The sequence below is a fragment of the Legionella pneumophila subsp. pascullei genome (assembly GCF_900637585.1).
In the GTDB taxonomy this organism is placed as follows: domain Bacteria; phylum Pseudomonadota; class Gammaproteobacteria; order Legionellales; family Legionellaceae; genus Legionella; species Legionella pascullei.
The window spans coordinates 2,461,194-2,485,430 of record NZ_LR134380.1 but is presented as its reverse complement, the minus strand read 5'-3'; the positions used below and the strand labels follow the sequence as shown (position 1 = coordinate 2,485,430).

The window sequence follows — 24,237 nt, the reverse complement described above, 5'->3', positions numbered from 1 at the left end:
TTTAAGTAATTTTTAAATAAAAAATGCCTTTTTCTCAGTTTTCCTATGTATTAAAGCGATGAGGATTCGAAATAATAACAATTAATACGACATGTTATGCGAGTTAGAATCTTGAGGAAGCAATTGTTTCCCAATCACTTGCAAGAGGAGTTTAAGCTCTCTTTCATACATGGTTCTGTCATATCCACCTTCCAACCCCCAATAGATGCTGTCAATGCAATCTTTATTCTCATTATACAAAGTGAATATGGATTCATAGAAGTAGCCAAGATCACCGTCATTAAAGCGGAATTGATGGGCAGCAGTTTTTCCCATCATCCGGCCTTTAACAAATTTACCACAATACGCTGTTTCATCTTCATGAGAGTCCCACCCGGTAGGGAGATATAATGCAATTTTTTGCCCTTTTGCTTTCGCCTCCCTGATCGATTCTTTTAGTTGTTCTAAAGCAAAAAGAAGAGCGGGATGTACGCCTACTGATTTTCTGGATGTTAAACTCAGATCCACGGCATAATAGTTTAAATTATTGTGATGCCAGACGTGGATATTTTTCCCTACATCTACTCCTTCAGAGTTGAATTCATTATTAATGTAGGCAAAATCTTGTTGCGGGTATACTCTCGAATCAAAGACATCGATGTGGCAAATCGATAGATGGGAAAATGAGTGTCTTAAAATGTCACATAAGCCATTGTCGCGATTAACGTCAGTTCCTATAATGACAAATTTGGGTGGTTGAGCTGAACTCAACTCAGCCTGTTTCATCAGCATGGCTGTTTTATTGATCAGACAAAAACCGCTTCCCATTTGGGTGTAGGCGTGGTGGCTTGGCAAACCAAAGGAGAAATGAGCTTTTGCCGGATTGAATAGAGTTGTTGCGCAATCCCTGATTAAAATTTCAAAGGTTTTTGGAGTAACAACCAGATCTGCATTCAGCTGTTTAAAGCCAAAATGTTTCGCCTGAATACAATATTTAATGAGTTGATATAGATAATCTTCGGAATGAACGGCTCGTAGTGCGCGTAAAATAATATCGTCTTGCGGGAGCAGATGAAAAAGTGCGTGGGCTTTTGGTGTATCCCCTTCATCTATCGCTGCAAATAAGTCTAGCCAGTTGTCTGGTAACCTGGTTTCCTGAGTTGTAATAACAGGTAAGTCTCCATATTTTTTTATAAGCGCTGACATGTGTTTTATACGTAAGTATTGATCTTCTTCACCACCTGCTGGCATGCGGTGCATTTGCTCATTGTCTATTTCAGAAGGGATTTGGATGGCGCATTCTACATGGTAGGTACTGACCGAATTCTTGTTTTTCTCTGTTTTGGTTTTTTTAAAAAATCCTTTATCCTTGGCCATATTCATTCCTGAAGCTTGGTTCATTTATTATTATATTTTAGAATAGGCGAGTGGGAGATTTTAATCCAGAGATTTGTTAAGTTGATGACTATCAAGACAGGAGGTACTGCTTTATAATGTAAATAGAGTTCAGGATATGGTGTCATTTTGTTCTGGCTCGTATAATTCTTTCATTATCCAATTAAGTTGAGGGCCTATGGTGCAACATGACATAATCCAACTGCCTCCAAAACCTTATGGTGCTCATCTAATCACTAATGAAGTGATGCAAAAAACCACTTTGAGAGGTACTGGATTATTGCATTTGTTTATTCAGCATACTTCCGCGGCACTTGCCTTAAATGAAAACGCTTCTCCTGATGTATTGCTTGATATGAATCATTTCTTTAGCCAACTTGTTCCTGAATATCAGCATTATCATCATGATATAGAGGGACCAGATGATATGCCCGCTCATATTAAGTCAATTTTGTGTGGCTCCTCTTTAACCATTCCATTTCAGGAAAATAAGCTGCTACTGGGTGTTTGGCAAGGCATTTATTTGATGGAATTCAGAAAGCAAGCAGGGGCAAGAACTATTGTTGTTAGCCAATTGATTTAGGATTATAAGATTGAGCCATACTCGTGATTTAATCAATGTGAGCAATCTCCTGTATTTTCCTGTCTTTCATAAGTAAGAAAATCCTTCTGTTTTTAACTATACTTTATATTATTTTGAAACCAGGGCAGCCTCATGATGAATGATCATTGCTTGTCTAAGAAAAAGATGTTTGCTGTGGTCTCTTGTCTATTTTTACCAAATCAGGTTTTGTTGGCTAATGATACTGCTGTGGGTGGGGAGGGTTCTTTGCCAATTCCTGTTTCTCAGCCGCATATCAAAATGGTCAGTGAGTTAATCAGGATTAGTGGAAGGAATTTAAATGAGCCTCATATGAATGGCTCCTGGCATTATAATTGTAATTTCACTTTTAAAAATACACTAAATAAAGAAGTCACTATTTCAATGGCTTTTCCCTTTCCTATAAACGATGGGAACTCAGAAATTGCCTTACCAGCGGGGCAGCAGACTAATGTTGGTCAAGCATTGGTTTATGATTTTCTGGTTACAGTAAATGATGAGCAAGTTCCAGCACAACGCGGTAATATCGCTCCAGATCAGAATAAAGGTTTGTATTATGAAGATGCCTATTTCTGGAAAACCACATTTCCACCCTTAGCAACAGTCAATATTCATCATGATTATTCGACAGGAGCTACTCATGATGTGATGGGGTATCATTGGGTTCGTTACGTTTTAAAAACAGGTGCGCTTTGGCAGGATGGCAGCATCGGACACACAAGGCTTGAAGTGATTCCCAATACTCCAACGCGTTTATGCTCTGAGATAGATCCAAAGGCAGACTATCTCAATCCTACCCCATCAGGGATGAAAATTTCAGGCTCACGAGGGGATAGAAAATACATCTGGGACTTACGGCATTTTCAACCCCAAGCAGATTTGTCACTTTGTTTATTTACGGGGATTAGTTATGTTCGCTATAAGGTGATTTATCCTTGGTTGAATTCAGATGACGCATTAAGCAAATTAGCCAGATTAAGTAATAAAGAATTACGATTCTTACGAAATACTATTTATGCGCAATATGGGCGTCCATTTCAATCACCCGATTTACAGGAATACTTTGGCAAGAAATGGTGGTATGCGCCAAATCCTGATTATTCAGACCGCATGCTCAATGAAGAGGATAAGAAATTATTGTCAATGATTAATCAGGCAAAATAAACTCAATTGCTGAAAAGTTCTTTACAATACATTCCATATGAGATTTCTATAACTAATAAAGGATTTTGATAGGGGCTATAACCATCCGGGTATATTTTTGCTATTTCTTGTATTTGCATCTGAAGCGGGCGAGAAAAGCATTTTTGCAATGTCATTGCGATGAATTCTTACTATAAAGTCCTACTAATTCAGTTGTGTCTATGACATCGCCTTTCATGGCGTTCACCACATCTTGAGCAGTGGCATCCGGGCCAAGATTAAGGTAAGTGTCTAATGCGTAGAGTGTAAAATAGTAACGGTGTGTACCTGTGGGTGGGCAGGGACCGCTGTAACCGGAAGTATTCCAGCTGTTTAACCCGCTGGTTGCTCCAGCCAGAGTTGCTGTGCCTTCAGCAAGTTGTTTCACTTGAGCAGGGATATTAAACAAGACCCAATGTATCCAATTACCTGTAGGGGCATCAGGATCATGCACTATTAACACATAAGATTGAGTGCCCAGATTGGGATCATGCCATATTAATGGAGGAGAATAATTTAAGCCGCTGCATGTGAATTTTTGAGGAATGACGGCATTGGATGCAAATGCCGGACTTTCCAATGTTAATCCTGCAGAAAAACACGGCGTAACAAGTAATGCAGAGATTATTAATGTCAAGATGAGATTTTTTAATATGACCATCATGTTCCCTGTTTCTATTGTTTACTTATCTGAGATTATTGAGAACTCTAGTCTTCCATAGATTCCCTTAAATTATAGATTACGATTGATACACTTGTGATTTCTTTTTCATCAAGACTTACGAAAATCCCCAATCTCTTTGTTAAAAAAAGTTTTTAATTCGGTCATTTAGTTTATCTAAACTCTCTCATTAAAAACATTTTTTGCCTCGACCTTGGGTTTTTCATGAGTCCTGTTTATATGAGAAGTGGCTTGTGCTGTTGTTTAGAAAATTTTCTGACCCTATAATGAATTCCCAGTATTTTTAAAGGAATAATTTCTATGAAAGCAATAGGCTACTACCAGTCTTTACCCATTACAGATAATAACTCCTTAATGGACCTGGATGTTCCTCTTCCCAAAGCAACTGGTCACGATATTTTAGTTGAAATCAAAGCTGTTGCAGTGAATCCTGTAGATACCAAGGTGCGCCGTAATGCTCAACCCGAGCCCCATCAACCCAAGATATTAGGTTGGGATGCTGCTGGGGTAGTCACTGAAATTGGCTCGGAAGTGACTATGTTTAAACCGGGCGATGAAGTATGGTATGCGGGTGATTTAACCAGACCAGGGTCTAATTGTGAGTTTCATTTGGTTGACGAACGCATTGCGGCCAAAAAACCGAAATCATTAAGCTTTCAAGAGGCTGCAGCACTTCCATTAACCAGTTTAACAGCTTGGGAACTTTTATTTGATAGATTGCAATTATCAGCAGAAGATAAAGGTGTTCTATTAATTACCGGAGCGGCTGGGGGAGTTGGTTCTATTTTGGTACAACTGGCAAGGCAACTTACCCAGTTAACCATCATAGGCACAGGAGCACGTTCTGAGTCAATTCAGTGGATCCTGGATAACGGGGTTCACCATGTCATTGATCATACTAAAGACATGAAAGCTCAATTGCGGAATTTACATTATTCTGAAGTGGATTATGTGATCAGTTTGACCCATAGTGATCAACATGCCAAATCATTAGTTGAGGTCCTGAAACCACAAGGTAAATTTGCTTTGATAGATGATCCTCAGGATTTGGATATTAAACTATTTAAATTGAAGAGTATTTCTATTCACTGGGAAATGATGTACACCCGCTCTATGTTTAAAACTCCTGATATGATTAGGCAACATGATATTTTAACAGAGGTGGCCAGATTGGTGGATGCTGGCAAAATCAAGACAACAATTGCCGAGTGCCTGGGGTTGATCAATGCTGAAAACTTAAGAAGAGCACATGCTCTATTGGAAAGTGGTACTTCCAGAGGCAAGATCGTTTTGAATGGATTCAAGTCAATTTAGTTATTCTCGAAACAGCGACGATGCCTGGAATGAAACAGATAGAGTCACTTGATTTTTAAATGATTCTCTAAGTAGCCTACGTGCCTCAGATTGTCTGAGGCATCCAGAGAGCGCTTAGTTGGTATCGCTGACAAGCAGCAGTACCCGGAGGATCACCAATTTAGTTTATCTAAGCCCCTCATTAAAAACATTTTTTGCCTTGACCTTGGAGTTTTACGCAAATCTATTTGTGTTAAAAAAATATCTTTTAATTAAAAATTGGACATGATGTTTTGTCGTGTTCTATATTAATTAGTACAGGGAATAAAAAATATAAGATCAATTCAATCACAAGGAAAAACTATGATTATTTATCTGCTATGGTTATTAGCAGTAACATCATTTAATTTTTCAACGTCTACGATTCCAGTGTCAAAAGCCGATCCCCAAGGGAGTCTTTTATATAGTGAAATACCCTCAATCAAGATGCCTTTGAATGAAATAAAAACAATGTTACAAAACGAGGGAAATTCTCTTCAACCTGCCGTTATTGATAAGGTGATAACGACTATTCAATGCGCTAATGCTTATCATGTGGATAGAAATAATATATTGACCATTATCGATTATTCCATGCCTTCTAATCAAAAACGGTTATGGGTATTTGATTTGGATAAAAAAGAATTATTATTTCATACTTATGTATCTCATGGGATAAAATCAGGGACTCTTTTAACGGATAAATTTTCAAATAAATTTGATAGTAAGGCCAGCAGTATTGGTGTTTATAAAACAGAGCAAGTCTATTATGGTCGAGAAGGATTGTCTTTACGATTAGTGGGTTTGGATACCAAGTTTAATGATAACGCCTTTAATCGGTATATTGTTATGCATGGCGGATGGTATATGGATGAACAATTCATCAAAAGATATGGTCGGCCTGGCCGTAGTTGGGGCTGTCCTGCGTTACCTTTGCCAATTAAAAAACAAATTATTGATACTATAAAAGATAATTCTTTACTGGTTGTTTATTATCCTAGCGATGAGTGGTTTAATAAGTCGAAATTTTTAAATTGCAGTAAACAGAAATCTGATCAAGTCGCTATTAACAGGCTTTCTGAGACTAAAGCTCCTGTTGACGATGAAATACGGGAAGATATTTTATTTGTGGATCTTAATAAAAATAATAGTCGTGAAGAGCATGAGCCTATTATTACTATGTCAGCAGATAATTATGAGCGTATTTTTCATTCTCAACCTCCTTTATCCCGCATGTTAAGACGCCAAATTAACAATGCCGAATACATTGCTTTAAGTAATGAAGAATTTAACAAACTGGTGCTTCAGGGAAACAGGGAAGGTTTGGGAGAAATTCATCTTGTAATACCTGTCATTATTATGGAGCATGGCTATTATGAAACCCAAATGCAGATCGTCAATATGGGTAAGATTAAGGAAGTTCGACCCAATTCTGATACATCACGAGTTACTCAGCAGCCAGCTAAAAGCTATAAAATAGATTTTGAATCAAAACCAGCCCTCAATTTAAAAACGACAAACCGCTTTATTCGATGGTTAGGGCTATAATTTCAATTTCACTTCCTGTTTAGTTAAAGGGTTGGTTTTTTTTGACAGTTAGGCATGCGTAATATGAACAGCATAAGGTCCTTTGTAAAAATCCTCTCCTTTCCCAAATAAGTTATCCAGATCAAACACATTGGGCATAGAGTCATGGCCATGAACATAATTAATGCCATAGAGTTTGTTATTGGGATTAGCGTCGCGATGGAGGATAGAATAATCACGATTCCACAATATTTGCTTAATAGGACTTGCTGTGTTGGCCTGATGGTGTTCGTCGTTAAGTTCCTTGTAATGCTTAGAGAACGTGTTAGAGAGGATCCATTGTTTAATTTTGGAGTTAATTGCGTCAAGACTTTTGGTTAATTCATGCAAGTTTGAGTCATTAAAAGGAACTTGCAGATCATTAGCTAATAATGAGATTATTCCTAAATCGATGGGTGCATGAGTATAAATAGTAAGCTCATTTTTATCTTTATTATGCGTATAGCCAGGAAGTACTATATGTTTCAAGTAATGATTTTGAATCATTTCCAAAATGTCCTGTTTATCAATCAATCCCCGATCAATGAGTCTTCCCATATTCAGCATGGATTGCACTGTGGATTCGTTTTCACCTTCACCGTAAGGATTGTAGTTAAAAGATTGCTCAGGCCTTTCATAGGCTGTTAAAAAAAAGTTGCCGTGATTAGATAGAATCACATCAAAAGGGACATTGGCCTGGTCGAGCTTTTTATAAATAGCCAAAGTGTAATAGTCATTCATACCGCGATCACATAGATCATCTCCCAGAAAACGTATCTTGTGTTGGGTATTGATTTCAGCGGAATTGATTATGATTTGGAAAAAGGATAAATCTTTTGTTGTCAGTTCATCAGGATTTTTTTGGTAGATAGTCACAAATAACTTATAGTCCTCTTTATCCATTTTAATCACATCATTGCGAATTAAAAAATAGAGCAATTTCAATGCATTTCCATGCAAATCACCAATAGTGATTTCTACACCAGGCGGATAACTATTGATTTCCCTGGGATATTGCTTCAGGTTTGCTTGCTTGACGTACAGTTCATTGTATGGTTTTTCCTGTTCGGCGAATGATTGAGAAAAATAACAATGAATAATAAAAATGATGAAAAGTACCATTTGGTTCATGAATGCTACATCCTGTAAAAATTTTTTATTAATCTGTGTCGATAACCGTATCTGGTAAACTAGGTATACCTTGGTTTGTTCATGAAAGCAATGGTAGACCACTTGCCTCGACCTTGGGGTTTATCGTAAGTCCTGTTCGGGTAAAGTGAAAATATTTTGATGAGCGGAGTTTCTGCACTGCAGAAACGTTTGCAACGCAGCAATACAATAATTCAGGAGACTATAAAAGTGAAATAAGCAAAAGACAGGGCCAGAGTATAGAGTATCATCAACAATAAACGCCATGTGAATTTAAGCGACAAGGTTAACCAGACAAAAATTAAATGGGTTATTAATAAACCATAAATGATTGTCTTATTGATTGTCATATTACTTTCAGGGGCAAAAATATAATGGCTTGCAGGAAAAGCATTCATCCCTACTACTACAGTCGCCATAATGATAATCAGATACAATAAATAAAGTACAGATGCATAGGCAAGCAACCAAAGTTCTATTGATTTTTTTTTATCAAATTGTATTAAAATCAAAAGAATGACTACTGAAATGACCGCAATGATATTGAATTTAATATAGGGTGAGGCCAGTATGGGAAACAAGGTGATATTTTCCAAAGGCCAAAACCATTCAATGAAAATTGTTATCAGTAGCAGTGGAAGAAATAAAAGCCCTGTTACTAACAGTGAATTTTCTTTTTTCTTAATCCCAATCAGGTCAAGGAGCTTGTGAATGTTTTGAGCTGAGTTCACCATGTTCCAGAGCCATGGTGTTACAAAAAGCAAAAAAAATGCAACAAAAAGAAATAGTAAATTGATGGGGCTTGATAAAAATGAGAAAAAGGAATCTTGCATTATTAATTCATCAACGAATTCTGGATTAGGTTAAGTATAGCTAATGCATGTCATAATGGTAGCTTCAATTCAGATTTTGCAGATTGTTCTTTTTATCGTATTCTATTTGCACAACGGATAACACTTCCCTATAATGCGCTTCACGCGATGAATCTAACATCTTGTGCAGTTAATGCAAGTTTAATTAATTCCGCAAATGCCTTCACGGAGATAGAATGGTTTTTTCATCTTTAATATTTCTTTTTTTATTTCTTCCGTGCCTTAACCTGACTTATCTAGTCTGTTTTAAAAGTATCAAGTGGCAAAATTTTGTTTTAATGCTCTTTAGCTTGTCCTTTTATTATTGGGGTGAGAAAGATCATATCTTTATTATGCTTGCGTGTATTTTGATAAATTACCTATGTGGCCTATTTATTGAGGACAGCAAAAAACCAGGGCAACGAAAAATCTATTTGATTACATCGGTTAGCGCATCACTGGCCATGCTCATGTATTTTAAGTATTTTAATTTTTTTCTTGACTCACTGAACAGTGCCTTTGACTTAAATGTCATGGGAATCAGTAAAATTGTGCTGCCTCTTGGAATAAGTTTTTATACTTTTCATGCCTTAAGTTATGTTGTTGATGTGTATTGGAAAAAAGTACCAGCAGAACGTAATTTTGTTACTTTCGTTTGTTATGTATCCTTTTTCCCACAATTGGTGGCAGGACCAATCGTTCGCTATGCAGATATAAGACATTCTTTTTATCAGAGATATATAACGCGTGCAGGGGTACGTAATGGAATTCTGCGTTTTTGTTTTGGCTTGGCAAAAAAGGTTCTTATCGCCAATGAGGTAGCAAAACTTGCTGATTATGTATTTTATTTGCCTGCCAATGAGTTGACTTTTTGGGTAGCCTGGCTCGGAGCTATAGCCTATGCTCTGCAAATTTATTTTGATTTTTCTGGCTATTCTGATATGGCAATAGGTCTTGGTTTGATGTTTGGGTTTAAATACAAGGAAAATTTTAATTTTCCCTATAATGCCTTATCTATACAGGAATTTTGGCGGAAATGGCATATCTCATTATCAAGCTGGTTCCGAGATTATTTATATATACCACTGGGAGGGAGTTATAAGTCCAGGTTTCGAACACAGATTAACTTGATCATTGTATTTGGCTTGTGTGGCTTATGGCATGGTGCTAATTATACTTTTATTGTTTGGGGTTTATTTCATGGGTTTTTCCTTATTCTGGAAAGAACCCATTTTGGTTATTTTATAAAAAAATTACCTAAGGTCATTCGCCATGGTTATGTACTATCTGTTGTGACAATCGGATGGGTATTTTTCAGGGAAGATAATATTCAGTCGGCACTGGGATTCCTGAAAACAATGTTTGTGCCTGCTGAGTTCAATATCGATTCCATAGCAGCATGCATTAATATTATCCTCATTTTTGCTTTTATTATGGGTATTATACTTGCGTTAGGATTTAACAGCAGAATAAGGGATAGTCTCATTTTAAGCAGAAATAAAAACTGGATTATAGCGTACAAACAATCCAGTAAGGTCTTGGGAATACTGCTTTTACTTGTTTCAATATTATTATTAAGTACTAACTCTTATAACCCTTTCCTTTATTTTAGGTTTTGATGATGCGTATTTTTTCCAAGCTTTCAGATCGCCTGGTCATTTTTGCGTTTCTGGTAATCATTTTTGTACCAGGGATTGGTATGTTTTTTGAAAAACAAGCTGATGAAGTGAGGGCTTTATTAAATAGAGAACCACATCAGCTCCCACCCATTAATATAAAAAAAATAGGTCGTACTGATTTTAAGGGTATTGAAAATTGGTTTGTTGATCATACCTTATTCATGACATCGCTGAGTAAATTCTGGAGTCACGTCGTATACCAGCTTGGGGCCAGCATAAAACCAGGGCAAGCAATTTTAGGGAAAGAAGACTGGTTGTTTTTGGGCAATGATTACGCCGCATCCATCGATCAATACACAGGGAGAAATCAACCCACGGACGAAGAAATTCTTCTGAAATTGTCTGTATTAAAACAGATGAATCAACTGGCTAACCAAAGTAAAATCCCTTTTCTAGTGGTGATTGCTCCAGATAAACATGAGATTTATCCTGAATATTTACCGGCTAACATTCATAAAAGCCCCAATAAGAACAGGCTTGATCTTTTGCAAGAAGGCATGTTTGCTCGAGGGATTGATTTTATCAATTTGAGACAAAAGGAAATTGAAGCCAAAAATACCCTTGGCAAACAGTATGGTGACCTTTATTTAAAGGGCGATAGTCACTGGAATTATGTTGGTGCTTATGTTGCTTACCAGGCAATATCAGACTATATGCAGCAAAAAGGATTACAGAGCAGACAATTACAATTTAATTTCATACCTCGAGAAACCACCTATTCAGATCTCACCAATTTTCTTCAGTTGACGCATATCAAATCCAACAATCCTCTTCCTGATGTTTCGAATTTAAAAATCGATTTATTTGGCAGAGATATTTATGGAAAAGAAATTAAGTTGGATGATTTCCAAGGTAACCCAAATGGTGTAATCCTTATTGCCCCTTACGAGAATATTAATAAAGCCGTACCAAATAGACAAACCTGTTTATTAATAGGAGACAGCTTCTCAGAATCTCTAAGTTTTTATTTTCATAATGATTTTTATAATACAGTGCGTATTCATTCAGGTAATACTTCCTGGAATTTGTCCGATTTAATTCAAAAATATCATCCTGATTTGATTGTTTATGAAAAAGTCGAGCGTGATTTGCTCTATCCTCTCGTTAATTTTCAAACGACAGCAACTCAAGTGAATCTTGAGATACCCAAACAGGTTTTAAAGGCCAGGGGAGGCCTCGATAAATTCAAGATTGGCGCAGATACTATCTCTGTCAGTGGGTGGGCTTATATTCCCAATTTGGATGCTGGAAATGGAGAAGTGTTTTTAAAGTTGTCGATGGGAACTCAAACTTATTTATACAGTATGAATAAAATGCAAAAACAAAGTGTTAATCTTGCTTTTAAGCAGGATGGTAAGCACCTTGATTTGTCAGGATTTAATGGAGTTATCTCACGTAAAGATTTGCCTTCAGGTCAATATCAAGTATCACTCATTGTCACAAACGATCATGTGATGGGCGAAATTGAGCTCCCGGGCACTTATACTTTAGGTTAGATGGTATATTTATAATCGAGCTGGAAGCAAATTAGCTGCCGGGCAAAAAGAAATCTTAATGGAAGCAAAAAAGGAGTTGCAATTATTAGCAAAAAACAAAACTTGTTACCATTAAATAAATGCTGGGAACATTTCACTCATGAGGCAGATATTGGAGTCCGAGGAATCGGGCCTACTCTCGCAGATGCCTTTGAAATGGGGGCTTTGTCATTAACGAATGTAGTTACTGATACAACCCTGGTCAAACCTGTTCTATCAAAAAAAATTCATTGCGAAGCACCCGATGAGGAAATTTTATTTACTGATTGGCTAAATGCTGTAATTTATAATATGCAAATTCATAATATGCTGTTTTGTGAGTTTCATGTAAAACTCAATCGCTTTGCTTTGGATGCGGTCATTAAGGGTGAAAAAGTTGATCAAAAAAAGCATCAACCAGTTGTCGAGGTCAAAGGTGCCACCTATACTGAATTAAAAGTGTACAAAAACAATGATACCTGGATAGCTCAGTGTGTTGTTGATGTATAAACTCCTTAACAGGAATTAATGTGGTGAACAGAGATGGATTTAAGCCTCTTGAAAAAAATAAACGATTTTGAATGGCAAATACCGCAACATGGAAAGATGTTGGTACCAGGGGTTATTTTTGCTTCAGAACAGCTGATTCTTGATATGGATATGAAGGTTTATGAACAGTTATCTAATGTTGCTACCTTGCCAGGAATTGTATCTAGTGCCTATGCTATGCCTGATGCGCATTGGGGATATGGTTTTCCGATTGGTGGTGTGGCTGCTTTTGATCCAGATGAGGGAGGTGTCATTTCAGCAGGTGGTGTGGGTTTTGACATTTCATGCGGGGTAAGACTCCTATCGACCGGATTGAAGCGAGATGAATTGGAGTTCGTCAAATTTAGCCTTGCAGATGCTTTATTTGCACATATTCCAGCTGGAGTAGGTAGTAGAAGCGGCATTCATTTAACTATAAAACAGCTGGATGATATGATGCGAGGAGGCGCGCAGTGGGCAGTCAAACAAGGGTATGGTGAGCTTGCTGATTTGGAGCGTATCGAAGATCGCGGTTGTGTGGAAGGGGCTATTCCTGATTTTGTTTCTGAGCATGCTAAAAAGCGCCAGAAAAATGAAATGGGAACCTTGGGTTCAGGGAATCATTATCTCGAGGTGCAGGAAGTCAAGCAAATCTACTGTTCCGATACAGCGACTGCTTTAAATTTGAATGAAGGGGATATTGTAGTTAGCATACATTGCGGTTCCAGAGGATTAGGTCATCAAATTGGTACTGATTATCTCCGTTCCATGGTTATTGAATCACAACATTACGGTATCAAGCTGGCTGATAAAGAATTGGCTTGTGCCCCTATTCATTCAAAACTAGGAGAAAATTATTTAGGCGCGATGAGAGCTGGAATTAATTGTGCTTTAGCCAACAGAGAAATCATCACTCATTTTATGCGCAATGTGTTTCAGGATATTTTACCTGGCACTCAGATTGATCTTATCTATGATGTTTCTCACAATACTTGCAAAGAAGAATTTCATGAGGTGGATGGCAAGAAAAGGCGCTTATTTATTCATCGAAAAGGCGCAACTCGTGCTTTGGGCCCGGGTCATCCAAACTTACCTAAATCCGTTTCCCACTTAGGTCAACCAGTGATTATTGGAGGGAGTATGGGAACAAGCTCTTATGTATTAGCAGGAGTCAAAAGTTCTGAGCAAAAATCTTTTAGCTCCGCATGTCATGGTGCAGGTCGCGCTATGAGTCGTCATCAGGCAATGAAGAAATGGAATGGGAGAGATATAGTAGATAAATTGGCTCAACAAGGGATTTTAATTCGTAGTGGGTCATACCGTGGTGTTGCTGAAGAAGCGCCTGGAGCTTATAAAGACGTTCATTCGATTGTTGATGCCGCTGAAATGTCAGGTTTGGCAAAAAAAGTTGCCAAATTAATTCCTGTCATTTGTGTCAAAGGTTAAAAATCCAATTTCCATTGAGGTGAATGGAGCAGCCTATAATTGTAAGGAATCTGTAAAAACAATAAACCCAGAGCAATTTTCGATAAATTTTTAGACTAAAATTAGCTCAATAAGTACGAGGAGATATCCAGAATGAGTGCAAAACAAAAAGATCTTGAGAGATTACTTGAATTAAAGAAAAAGCAGGAAGACTTGCAAGTTTTAAATGAGAAAGATATGCAAGAAAGAATAAAGCTTGAGAGAAAATATATGGAATTTTTGCAGATGACCAGCCAGCAAATGGAAGAAGAATTAAAGAAAAGGGGTCCTGTAAAAGAAGTTGATGTGAAGGGTAAGGATATTGATCCTATTATTGAAGACTACAAAAAGCTTTATAGTAAGGAAAGTTGGTATAAAGAACCCGAAACGAAGGACGGAAAAACTCATTTAACTTTCCCCTCTCAGGAAGCAGCAGGTAACTTCTTTAAAGATCAGGCTGGAAAAAACAGATCTTTTATCGTTATCGATGGGGCAACCAATAAAGTGCTCGCTTACTCTAATGGGGATGGAAAATTATACAATGGGAATGGAAGTGTTTACCAAGGCGGCGAATTCAAGGCGTCAAAAGAAGAGTTCACCAGCTTTAAAATGCCTGAAAGAGAAGATCCTAAAATGGGAATGCAGTTGTAATCTGCTTTGACTTAAATCGGATTTAGTGTCGATAATCATCCTAATGATTGTTTTTCTCTTCTTTTAAATAAAAATCATACTGGCTTTTTTTGACGTCAATTGTCAAATAATATATCATGTGATCTGAAAAATTTTAAGCTTTATCAAATATTCCCAATTCTGGAAGCTGTACCCAAATTTCTTAGGTACAGCTTGCCTTTTTCATAAGAGAAAAAACATGCTAACTATTAGTAGAGAAAAATTTGAGGAAATTAAAAACCAATTAAAAGAGAAACAATTAGTTTGCAATCAACTTGCGCAATGGAAAAAAACTCCACTCTGGTTAAAAGAAATTACCCATCAGCCAGAGATTCCTCCCAATTTTTTAAATGAATTATGTCAGATTCGAGACACTATTTTATTCTTTGAGATTGATAAGAATACCCTGGGCTTGGCTGTGTTTTATAATGAGCTGCATAAGCTTTTATCCCCATCGTACAATGTATTAACACCACTTGATACTGATCTTATGAGTAAGCATGTGTTTTTGCTCCAGAGAATTAGCAACTATGCGGGTAAGGTAGACGAGCATATAAAAAGTTTGTCGGCGAGTGAAGTAAAGCGTTTGGATTACGCCGAGTTTTGGTCGCTGCTTGATGAGGTATGTTCTATTAAAGAGGTAGACAGGCGAAAACAGGCAAAGGAAAAATTTTCCCAAAGTATATTCTTACGTTTGTACCAGTACAATCCGAAAATTTACCTGGATGTTGCAAAAAGCCTGGAAGAACCTGATGAGCAAAGCAATATTTTGTATTATTAAATGATTAGTTGGAGTGAGGTATTGGCAGAACCTTGCTCTCATTAACAGGCTTATTGTCTTGTGCACCATTTATTATCCTGGTTAATTTACCTGAAACAAAATATAACAAGATCGCACAGAGTAAAGACCATAGTCCCAATTGCTTAAATACAGTTAGAAAATCCTGATTTGTAATTAGAGGGTCTACAGATTCTGATTGCACCATGGCATTGGAGAAATACTGGGAAAAAGAGGCTGCGACACCTGTAACCAACATCCAGGTACCCATTAAAATCCCTTGTAAATTTGGGGGAGCTATTCTTCCAATTAATGCATAACCAACAGGACCAAGAAGCAACTCAGACATTCCCTGCAAGATATGATGGCCTATGATCCAGTATACGCTGATGTACCCATAGGAATTTGAACAAATAATTCCAAATATAAGACATAAAAAGGACAAGGATAAAAACACGAAGGAACAAGAAAATTGCACGGGAACAGAAACGTGAAAACCTTTTGCTTTTAATTTATTAACAAGCATGGCCATCATTGGCGCTCCTAAAATAATGACCACGGGATTAATGTTTTTTATCCATTGAGTAGCCAATTCAAATGTAAAAAGATGTTTATCCACATTATTTTTGACAAAAAGAGTTACGCCCATTGGCCCAGTTAGATAAATCATCCAAAATAAAACTGAACTGATTGCCAAAATCAAATAGGCCATCATTTTTTTCCTATTGGAAGAGGATTTTTGTTTCAATCCCAGGATAAAGATGATAAGAAACATGAATAAACAGGTAATTATAACCAATCCATTACTAAAGTTTGCAAATTCAAAACATACCCACATAAAGGGAATAAGAAGCGAAATGAAAGCCATTGCCAGAATATTTTTTATGAAAAACCGGTTTTGTTGATTGTGATTGGATGATGGTGAATTTTTATCGCCAAGGTATGTCCAATTTTTCATAATAATCAATAATGCAATGGAATTGGTCAGGATGCTTGCATAGAACAAATATTGATACTGGTTGGAGTAATCAAAAAAACCGCAGGCTATATAGCCTGCGCAATAACCGATATTCATGCCAGCATAACTGAGAAAAAATGCGCTTTCTCTGCGATCATCCTGGGGTAAAAAACATTGAGTAAGCATGCTGTTGCTGGAAGTAATATTCAAACCTGAACCTACCATAAACAAACTTAAGCCTATATTAAGCGTGGAGGGGTGCGCTTGGGCTAAAAAGAATAACCCCATGTTTTGAATAAGAATAGTTGTAACAAATAGCAACCTGTTACTTATAAAACGACTCCCGATGACACCGCCGATTAGTTGAAAAATATAGCTGAAACTTAAAAACAGTCCCACTATGCCATTGGCAGATGAATTTGCAATTCCTAGTTGTTTGGTAATAAAAAGTGCAAGCGAAGAATATTGAATAGCGTATGAAAAAGTCGAAAATGCCTGGATTAAGCAAAGTGCAGCAACTCCGCCTGGCATTTCCCGAATTATTTTAATCATGAGACTTTTAGGCTGATTTTATAAGAATTGACTTTACCATTATTAATCATTTGTCTTCAAGAATGTAGCTTGCTGCTATTATAATTAACCATAGTGGATAATTCGGACTATACGGGTTGCTTGACATTTCTGCTGGCTTGAGTTGAAAAATCAGCGGATCCTGTTATAGATCAATAATTCATTAGATTTTTTGCAGAATTTGCTACAATTAAGATTCAGGAAGAAGCAATTACAGGAGATAATCATGAACTCTGATGCCCATAAGGAAAATGAGGTGGCAATAATTCATAAGCTCATTGAAGATTACGCCAATGCAGCTCGTGACAAAGACATCAATAAAATTATGTTCCACTATGCACAAGATATTCGTTCATTTGATGCGGTATCTCAGCTTCAGTTTAAGGGAATTGATGATTATAGAAAGCATTGGGAAACCTGCCTTTCATTCTGTCCGGGTTCTACAGTATTTGAAGTGCATGAATTAGAAACTGTGATAGATGGCAATTTAGCGGTTTCCTGTTATTTGACTTATTGCGGAGGAACTAACGAAAAGGGTGAAACACAAGGAGGGTGGATGCGCGGCACAATGGTACACCGCAAAATGAATGGAAAATGGAAAATCATTCATGAACATTATTCTGTTCCATTTGACATGAAAACAGGAAATACCTTATTTGATTTAAAACCATAAGATGTGATTGCATTCAGTCATAGCGTAATTAATATAAAGTATAAGGTTTATTGATATGAGTCTCAGGATATTATCTTTAGCAGACGTGAAGCAGAGCATTACAATGACGCAAGCCATCAATGCTTTGGAAAGTGCTTTTATTCAATTGGCAAATAACACGGTGAAATTGCCCCTGAGAACAGGTGTTGCCATTGAAGAAGAAAATGGATTAATGTTGACTATGCCAGGTTATCTTGCTCAGGAAAAAAGCCTTGGTTTAAAAGTAGTATCCATTTTTCCTGAAAATTTAGCTAAAAACAAGCCTACTATCACCGGTTTTATTATGTTGCTTGACGCAACGACAGGTGAAGCTAAAGTATTAATGGATGCTGCTTACCTTACTTCCTTAAGAACAGGCGCTGTTTCAGGGCTGGCAACACAATATTTTGCAGGCGATAACGCAACTCGGGTTGCAATCATTGGGTCAGGGACACAAGCGAAAACGCAACTTGAGGCAGTTGCTTCTGTACGAGATATACAACAGGTTTTTGTTTGGTCGCGCAATACTAAAAATGCCGAGAAATTTGCTAAAGAATTTGAAGATCAATTTGATATGAAAATTTGTTCTTCTGTCGCCTTGGCAGTGAAAGATGCCGATATTATTTGTACAGCAACCAATAGTACAGAACCACTAATTCATTTTGGAGACATTTCGCCGCATGTCCATATTAATGCCATAGGCTCTCATCATCCTTCAATGAAGGAAATTGGCGATGATGTTTTAGGCCGGGCAGTGGTGATTGCTGATCAGTTAGACGCTGTTTTAGCAGAATCAGGCGAAATCATTAGCGCAGTCGAGCACAATCATTTAAAAAAGGAATCCATTATTGAAATTGGGCAATGGCTATTACAAAAGAATACTGACTATAAAGATAAACTCACGGTGTTTAAATCCGTTGGTTTGGCAATACAGGATTTAAGTGTTGCTGAAGCAGTTTATCAAAATGCATTGAAGAATAATCTGGGTGAGATGTTTTCTATTAGTTAGTAAGGGCAAAACTTATGAGAGTGGGCATAAATGAGTCGTCTTATAAAAAAGAAAACACTTTTTTCAATTGTATATCTCTTACGCCATCTGATTGCTCTGTTGGTTATGTTGGTTGGTATTTATTTGATTAAGACAGTAACAGTAAAATTATATATTTCTTCTGATTATTCAACGCTTCCACTTTTGTCTGTGTGCAGCGTCTTGTGGTTGTCCAATGAATTTTTTTTACGTTTTATATTAGTTGTTAATTTTATTATCAAGCCACTTTTTCTCTATTTCGGAATTTTATTTTGGTTTTATTACCTGAATAAAAAATATCATTGATTCATTGATGCGGACTACAATCCTCAGTCCGCATCAATTACTTGTAAAAGCTTTAGACATCAAAACTTTAAGAGAGCAGCCCCGTATTTGTTTCATCTTGAACTAAAATCAGATCGTTAGAGAATACTTCAACATTGGGGTACTGATCCATTACTCAAAACAGTTGCATTATTGAAAGTTATTGATGTCTTGATATCACTCATCAAAAAATTGAACTTCTCCTGTCTCAAGCTGATATAAACCACCAACAATTGCAATTCTTTTTTCATCAAGCAATTGATGTACGATATCACTGCGTTGTGTAATTTCACTCAAGGTATGTTTTACATTCAGACTGGTAACGCAATTCAAAAACTCTGGGCTATGAACATCGTGCTTTGCTTCCAGCTTTTTGGCTTCCTGAATCACTGGGTTGATTTTATTCAGTAGATTCGTCAGGTTGCCCAATTTTACACCATCACAGGCTCCTTTAATTGCCCCACACTGAGTATGGCCGACAACTGCAATCAGCTTGACACCTACTACCTGACAAGCAAATTCAATGCTGCCCAGGATATCATCATTTAAAATATTACCTGCAACGCGAATACTGAAAATATCGCCAAGGCCTTGGTCAAAAATCAGCTCTGCTGGAGTGCGTGAATCCATACAACTTAAAATAACAGCAAATGGAAATTGCCCTTGTGATGTTTCATTGACTTGCTGGAGCAAGTTGCGATTTAACTTAAGGTTACTAACGAAACGCTTATTGCCTTCTTTTAAGAGCTCAATAGCTTTCTCTGGAGTAATTGCTTGTTGTTGTTCTTTGGTTAAAGTCCACATGATTTAAATTCCTATTAATTTAACTTGAATATTTTTAGTTTTTGAATTCAAAATGAAATTTTGAAAGACTTCTTTAATATCATGATCAATAATTTTGGATCGAGACCCATCAATAATTACCTCTGCACCTTCTGGTATATTCTTTAATTCGTTGATTATACTTCCTTTATTTAAAAAAGTTACCTCTTCCGCCAGTTTTAGGCAGTATTGGGTTTTGTTTTTGCCACAGGTTTTAATAATATCATGGGAATTAAGAAAGTGATGGCGCAAGATAATAAAAATAGCTACTGAAAAGCCTAAAGTAATCCCGAAAAGCAAGTCACTAAAAATAATTCCAACAATTGTAATAAGAAATGGTACAAACTGTTCCCATCCCATTTTATACATTTGTTTGAATAAAGCCGGCTTGGCTAACTTATAGCCTATAACAATCAAAATACTGGCTAATGATGCAAGTGGAATTTCATTGAGTATTTCTGGTATGCTGATGACACAAATAAAAAGTAATAAGCCATGTAAAATGGTGGACAGCTTGGATTTTGCTCCAAAAGCGACATTGGCACTACTACGCACAATAACCTGTGTAATGGGTAGTCCGCCAATCAGGCAAGAGAGTATATTTCCTAACCCCTGGGCTTTTAATTCACGGTCTGTAGACGTTACTCTCTTGTAGGGATCCAGTTTATCAACAGCTTCTACGCAGAGCAGTGTTTCCAAACTGGCAATTAGGGCAATGAGGATTGCTATTTTGTATACTTTCAGGTTAGTAATGAGCGAAAAATCAGGCAGTGTTAAATAATTAAATAATTCGGATGCTTTGTTAAATTTCGGCAGTTGAACCAGTTCCGATGGATCCAGGGAAAAACTTGTTAGTCGGTGTTCATAAAACAAGTTCAAAGCAATTCCCAGGATGACCACGACAAGGGGGCCTTGTATCATTTCAAACAGTTTGTGTTTTTTTACCAGCACTTTCTCCCAAAAAATCAGGGTTAAAAGAGAAACAACGCTGATAATAACAACCTCAGGATTAATATCATCCAATGCTTCTCTAATGTCATTAATATCCAATTCACCATCCGACATACTCACCAGAAGTGGTGTGACGTCGTGCCCTAATAAGTGAGGAATTTGTTTTAAAATAATAATGATACCGATTCCCGTGAGCATGCCTTTGATTACGGAAGAAGGAAAGTAATAGGCAATAATTCCACCTCGCAGAAAACCTGCAATTACTTGCAATATTCCAGCAATTACACCAGCTAACAAAAAAGCTTCCCAGCTGCCTAATGTCTCTACAGAGGTAATGACTATTGCTACAAGTCCTGCTGCTGGCCCGCTCACTCCAAGAGCTGAGCCGCTGATAAACCCTACGACTACTCCACCAATAACACCAGCAATAATTCCTGAAAAAAGAGGAACATGAGAAGCCAATGCTATGCCTAGACATAAAGGTAAAGCTACAAAAAAAACAACAATGGATGCTGGTAAGTCATGTTTGAGATGGACAAATAAACCACGCTTCATAATGGCCTCATATTCAGTTGTTTGCTCGAGCCTCTGTAATACTAATGTGCTTTCTAAATTGAAAGTATAGTTTATCTGGTATTTTTATTGTAAAAAGTTATTAAATAGAACATGTGCAGGAGAAGTCTGGCTATTTTATCTAAAATCTGTGCCGGATTTCCCATATATACCGGCACATTTTTTTAATTGGAAATTTTTTTCTTGCTTTCTGGTTCAATGGTTTTACTCTTTTTATTGCTTTCTTGATCAGAAATACTCTTAATTGGAATGATGCGTGGTTTCGCTTCTTCCGGTATTTCACGAATCAAGCTGATAGACAATAGTCCATTTTTTATTTCGGCACCTGTTACTTTCATGTGATCTGCAAGTCGAAAGGTCTGTTCAAAGGCTCGCGTCACAATGCCTCGGTGTAAGTATTCAGACTCCTTGGTTTCTTTTTCCTGAATGCGACCGCTAACTGTTAACTGATCATTTTGCACCATGATGCTCAGATCACTTTCCTGAAATCCTGGAACAGCCATTGTAATCGTGTAACTGTCTTCTCCATGTTTCTCAATGTCATAGGCCGGATAGGCATAGGTTGAATCATCGGTATTTCGCATCGATTCAAACAAATCATTGAATCGTTCAAAACCAACGGAATGCCGTAGTAACGGGGTTAGTGATAATGAGGTAGTGTTCATAATATATCTCCTTAACTTTGAGGCCAAGATTAATATTACCTGAGCACCTTACTGGCTGCTCCACGTCTCACAATTGAGGTGTAAAACCATATTTTGATGTAAGTTTAGGTAGGGTCGATTGATACAATTTCAAGTAGCAAAATGAGAATTTTTTTCAATCTAAAATGAAATAGTCTACAGAACTGAATAACAATTTTTGCGGTTATGTTGCAATTACAATATTTATTAAAGTATTTGAAAAATTAATGAGTTACCACCAAACTATTAAACAGTAGAATAAATTAAAATATCCGACAAATTTACATGTTCATAAGGGATTTGTAGATACAAAATAAGGAATCTGTTTTATGTCAAAACATCTCTTCTATGGTGTATTACTTATTTTATTGGGTATGAAAGCCTATTCTCAGGATGCTGTTAACAGTGATACTGCAATGCGAATGGAACCCTTTAAAAAAAAGGATATTGCATATCACAATATTATCGATTGTGATTATAAAATCTCGCCTGAAATTTCTCATATTGATTCAGATATCATTTTAAATTGGGCTGAACATGCGGCGATTCTGTCTTTTAATTTGAATTTTGCGTCCATAGAATCCCAATTAAATCAATTACACTCTTGTTATACCGAAAAGGGATGGGGGCAATTGCAAAATGCTTTACGCAAGTCAAATAACATAGAAACTATTAAAACAGAGAAATTGGCAGTAAAAGGATATAGAGATGGGGAGGCTCAAATAATAGAAGCTTTGGATAATCGATGGAAAATTATATTACCCTTAAAAGTTGTTTATGAAAATGATAAAAAAAGAGTGACTCATTTTCTTAATATCTATCTGACAATAGGCTGGAAAAATAAAGATAGTTTAGGGATTATGCAAATGATAGCTATTCCTCGTCTGGCACCACTTGCTCAAAAGGTGACGCCAGCTGATGAGGTAATCAAAAGTATGAGCATAATCCTGGCTGAGAGAAAGAAGACCAGTTTAGATGCTGCAAGAAAAATAACAGCTTCTTTTTTTGTGCCTTTGTTTTCAATTCATGGAGAACGTTCTCAAAGAAATCTTACTTTGAGTAGCAGGACTACGCAGAGAATGGCTATTATTCAACCAATGCCAAACCTGATGCCATTAAATTCCACTCAAAATCTTGTGAGAAGACCATCATTTGATGTACCTGAATCTGCAAAAATTCCATCTTTGGCTTTATCTCAACAGAGACCCCTTGTTAACGATGTTGATTCTAACAAAATTACTCTTAATGATTTTAGTAACAAAGGCCAAAAATTCTATCCAAACTGGTTAAAACAGATCGGTTTGCATTCTTCTGGATTATCATTGAATTCTTTGATTTCACAAATTAATCGTTTGCCTTTATGGCGTACTTTTTCTCAATATCAGCAATCCATCAGAGAACCATCAGATAATATGGAAGCAATTAAGAACCAAAAGCCTATTTTGAGTGCCCAGATAGAAGGAGAGCCCCAGTTTATCGAAGTTAAAGAAAATCAATGGGGTATTAAATTACCTATAAAAGTTGTTTATCAAAAAGACAAGGAGAGAATAACTGAACACCTTGATGTTCATCTGGCTTTAAATCAAAAAATGGTAAATAATCTGGTGGTTAAGAATAAGAGTATTGACTCGAGTGGGGTATTACAATCTTTAACTTCTCTTCAGTTATCGCCTCAATTGTTCCTCGATTCTCAAAACAGTCAACTCAAACAACCTGAGCAATCACAATCAAAAGAAACCATTTCTTGTCACTATAAAATCCCTGCAGCAACTATAAAAACAGACAAGAATATTATTTTAAGATGGGCTGAACATGCCGCAACACAATCTTTTGCTTTTGATTTTACTTCCATTGAGTCTCAGTTAAGTAGACTGCAATCATGCTACACGGAAAATGGATGGGTTGAGTTTAATTCTGCCATGATAAAATCAGGGAATATTGAGGCAATTAAAATGCAAAGACTCAATATGACTAGTGAAATCAATGGGGTAGCAGAGTTCATTGAAACCAGAGAAAACCATTGGGTTATAGCATTGCCCTTAAAAGTAACTTATAAAAATGATACCATGCGAGTTTCCCAATTGCTGAATCTTCAATTAACTGTAGCCAGGAAAACCAATGGTGAGTTGGGGGTTATGCAATTGATAGCTACTCTGGACCCTTCTTCTTCTCCTCCCTAGGTTTCTTTCAATTGAATATAAATATTTTTGAAGCGGATAATTACTATGACTATAATGAAAACATATCGATGAAATATAAAAACCATAGA

The 24,237-nt window shown here is 36.8% G+C and carries 21 protein-coding genes; 13 read left to right on the top strand and 8 right to left on the bottom strand.

The features are described from left to right. Nucleotides 1-81 precede the first annotated feature (81 nt). The gene (locus EL201_RS11085; RefSeq protein ID WP_027222314.1) at nt 82-1,356 is read right to left on the bottom strand and encodes an arginase family protein; all 1,275 of its coding nucleotides are present in this window, start codon (nt 1,354-1,356) and stop codon (nt 82-84) included. A gap of 196 nt (nt 1,357-1,552) precedes the next feature. Between EL201_RS11085 and EL201_RS11080 the strand changes: the two genes are divergently transcribed. Together EL201_RS11080 and EL201_RS11075 are read left to right on the top strand one after the other, a co-directional pair. After that, a complete protein-coding gene (locus EL201_RS11080) occupies nt 1,553-1,957 on the top strand; it encodes a secondary thiamine-phosphate synthase enzyme YjbQ (protein WP_027222313.1) in 405 nt (134 codons plus the stop codon). Nucleotides 1,958-2,089: 132 nt separating this feature from the next. Continuing rightward, a complete protein-coding gene (locus tag EL201_RS11075; protein ID WP_027222312.1) occupies nt 2,090-3,139 on the top strand; it encodes a YARHG domain-containing protein in 1,050 nt (349 codons plus the stop codon). 151 nt (nt 3,140-3,290) lie between these two features. Here the strand turns inward: EL201_RS11075 and EL201_RS11070 are convergent, their stop codons facing one another. Continuing rightward, nucleotides 3,291-3,818 carry a YbhB/YbcL family Raf kinase inhibitor-like protein gene (locus EL201_RS11070; protein WP_027222311.1) on the bottom strand — a complete coding sequence of 176 codons (528 nt, stop codon included), beginning with the start codon at nt 3,816-3,818 and terminating at the stop codon, nt 3,291-3,293. Nucleotides 3,819-4,139: 321 nt separating this feature from the next. Here EL201_RS11070 and EL201_RS11065 point away from each other — a divergent pair, with 321 nt between their 5' ends. Then, complete coding sequence (locus EL201_RS11065) at nt 4,140-5,153, top strand: zinc-binding alcohol dehydrogenase family protein (RefSeq protein WP_027222310.1); 1,014 nt, start codon at nt 4,140-4,142, stop codon at nt 5,151-5,153. 342 nt (nt 5,154-5,495) lie between these two features. Beyond that, entirely contained in the window at nt 5,496-6,719 is a 1,224-nt protein-coding gene (locus tag EL201_RS11060) for a murein L,D-transpeptidase catalytic domain family protein (RefSeq protein ID WP_027222309.1), read from the top strand. Nucleotides 6,720-6,767: 48 nt separating this feature from the next. On the opposite strand, the gene wip is transcribed toward EL201_RS11060, so the two are convergent. Together wip and EL201_RS11050 are read right to left on the bottom strand one after the other, a co-directional pair. Then, entirely contained in the window at nt 6,768-7,868 is a 1,101-nt protein-coding gene (gene wip / locus EL201_RS11055; RefSeq protein WP_027222308.1) for a Dot/Icm T4SS effector Wip, read from the bottom strand. A 212-nt stretch (nt 7,869-8,080) separates the two neighbouring features. Further along, nucleotides 8,081-8,620, bottom strand: coding sequence for a hypothetical protein (locus EL201_RS11050; RefSeq protein ID WP_231955054.1), 540 nt, complete (start codon nt 8,618-8,620; stop codon nt 8,081-8,083). A 314-nt stretch (nt 8,621-8,934) separates the two neighbouring features. On the opposite strand from EL201_RS11050, the gene EL201_RS11045 reads away from it, so the two are divergent. The 6 genes from EL201_RS11045 to EL201_RS11015 all read left to right on the top strand — a co-directional run bounded on the left by EL201_RS11045 (nt 8,935) and on the right by EL201_RS11015 (nt 15,372). Then, on the top strand, nt 8,935-10,356 hold the full coding sequence (locus tag EL201_RS11045) for an MBOAT family O-acyltransferase (protein ID WP_027222306.1): 1,422 nt from the start codon (nt 8,935-8,937) through the stop codon (nt 10,354-10,356). A gap of 2 nt (nt 10,357-10,358) precedes the next feature. Then, nucleotides 10,359-11,912 (top strand): alginate O-acetyltransferase AlgX-related protein, encoded by a 1,554-nt coding sequence (locus EL201_RS11040; protein WP_032828919.1) that lies wholly within the window; start codon nt 10,359-10,361, stop codon nt 11,910-11,912. Nucleotides 11,913-12,014: 102 nt separating this feature from the next. Further along, the gene (locus tag EL201_RS11030; protein ID WP_080273069.1) at nt 12,015-12,440 is read left to right on the top strand and encodes an archease; all 426 of its coding nucleotides are present in this window, start codon (nt 12,015-12,017) and stop codon (nt 12,438-12,440) included. Nucleotides 12,441-12,473: 33 nt separating this feature from the next. Then, nucleotides 12,474-13,904 (top strand): RtcB family protein, encoded by a 1,431-nt coding sequence (locus EL201_RS11025; RefSeq protein ID WP_027222303.1) that lies wholly within the window; start codon nt 12,474-12,476, stop codon nt 13,902-13,904. A 132-nt stretch (nt 13,905-14,036) separates the two neighbouring features. Beyond that, on the top strand, nt 14,037-14,573 hold the full coding sequence (locus EL201_RS11020; protein WP_027222302.1) for a hypothetical protein: 537 nt from the start codon (nt 14,037-14,039) through the stop codon (nt 14,571-14,573). A gap of 166 nt (nt 14,574-14,739) precedes the next feature. Then, the gene (locus tag EL201_RS11015) at nt 14,740-15,372 is read left to right on the top strand and encodes a hypothetical protein (RefSeq protein WP_080273068.1); all 633 of its coding nucleotides are present in this window, start codon (nt 14,740-14,742) and stop codon (nt 15,370-15,372) included. Nucleotides 15,373-15,376: 4 nt separating this feature from the next. Here EL201_RS11015 and EL201_RS11010 read toward each other — a convergent pair whose 3' ends face one another. Continuing rightward, nucleotides 15,377-16,879, bottom strand: a complete 1,503-nt coding sequence (locus tag EL201_RS11010) for a peptide MFS transporter (protein WP_027222300.1) — start codon at nt 16,877-16,879, stop codon at nt 15,377-15,379. A gap of 244 nt (nt 16,880-17,123) precedes the next feature. On the opposite strand from EL201_RS11010, the gene EL201_RS11005 reads away from it, so the two are divergent. Together EL201_RS11005 and EL201_RS11000 are read left to right on the top strand one after the other, a co-directional pair. After that, nucleotides 17,124-17,570 carry a YybH family protein gene (locus EL201_RS11005; protein ID WP_027222299.1) on the top strand — a complete coding sequence of 149 codons (447 nt, stop codon included), beginning with the start codon at nt 17,124-17,126 and terminating at the stop codon, nt 17,568-17,570. A 55-nt stretch (nt 17,571-17,625) separates the two neighbouring features. Further along, nucleotides 17,626-18,597, top strand: coding sequence for an ornithine cyclodeaminase family protein (locus EL201_RS11000; RefSeq protein WP_027222298.1), 972 nt, complete (start codon nt 17,626-17,628; stop codon nt 18,595-18,597). Between the two features lie 519 nt (nt 18,598-19,116). Here EL201_RS11000 and EL201_RS10990 read toward each other — a convergent pair. The 3 genes from EL201_RS10990 to EL201_RS10980 all read right to left on the bottom strand — a co-directional run bounded on the left by EL201_RS10990 (nt 19,117) and on the right by EL201_RS10980 (nt 21,950). Beyond that, nucleotides 19,117-19,743 (bottom strand): carbonic anhydrase family protein, encoded by a 627-nt coding sequence (locus EL201_RS10990; RefSeq protein WP_027222296.1) that lies wholly within the window; start codon nt 19,741-19,743, stop codon nt 19,117-19,119. A gap of 3 nt (nt 19,744-19,746) precedes the next feature. Beyond that, the gene (locus EL201_RS10985; RefSeq protein WP_027222295.1) at nt 19,747-21,267 is read right to left on the bottom strand and encodes a SulP family inorganic anion transporter; all 1,521 of its coding nucleotides are present in this window, start codon (nt 21,265-21,267) and stop codon (nt 19,747-19,749) included. Between the two features lie 182 nt (nt 21,268-21,449). Further along, on the bottom strand, nt 21,450-21,950 hold the full coding sequence (locus EL201_RS10980) for an Hsp20 family protein (protein WP_027222294.1): 501 nt from the start codon (nt 21,948-21,950) through the stop codon (nt 21,450-21,452). A 347-nt stretch (nt 21,951-22,297) separates the two neighbouring features. Between EL201_RS10980 and EL201_RS10975 the strand changes: the two genes are divergently transcribed. Continuing rightward, the gene (locus EL201_RS10975; protein WP_027222293.1) at nt 22,298-24,148 is read left to right on the top strand and encodes a DotI/IcmL family type IV secretion protein; all 1,851 of its coding nucleotides are present in this window, start codon (nt 22,298-22,300) and stop codon (nt 24,146-24,148) included. Nucleotides 24,149-24,237 lie beyond the last annotated feature (89 nt).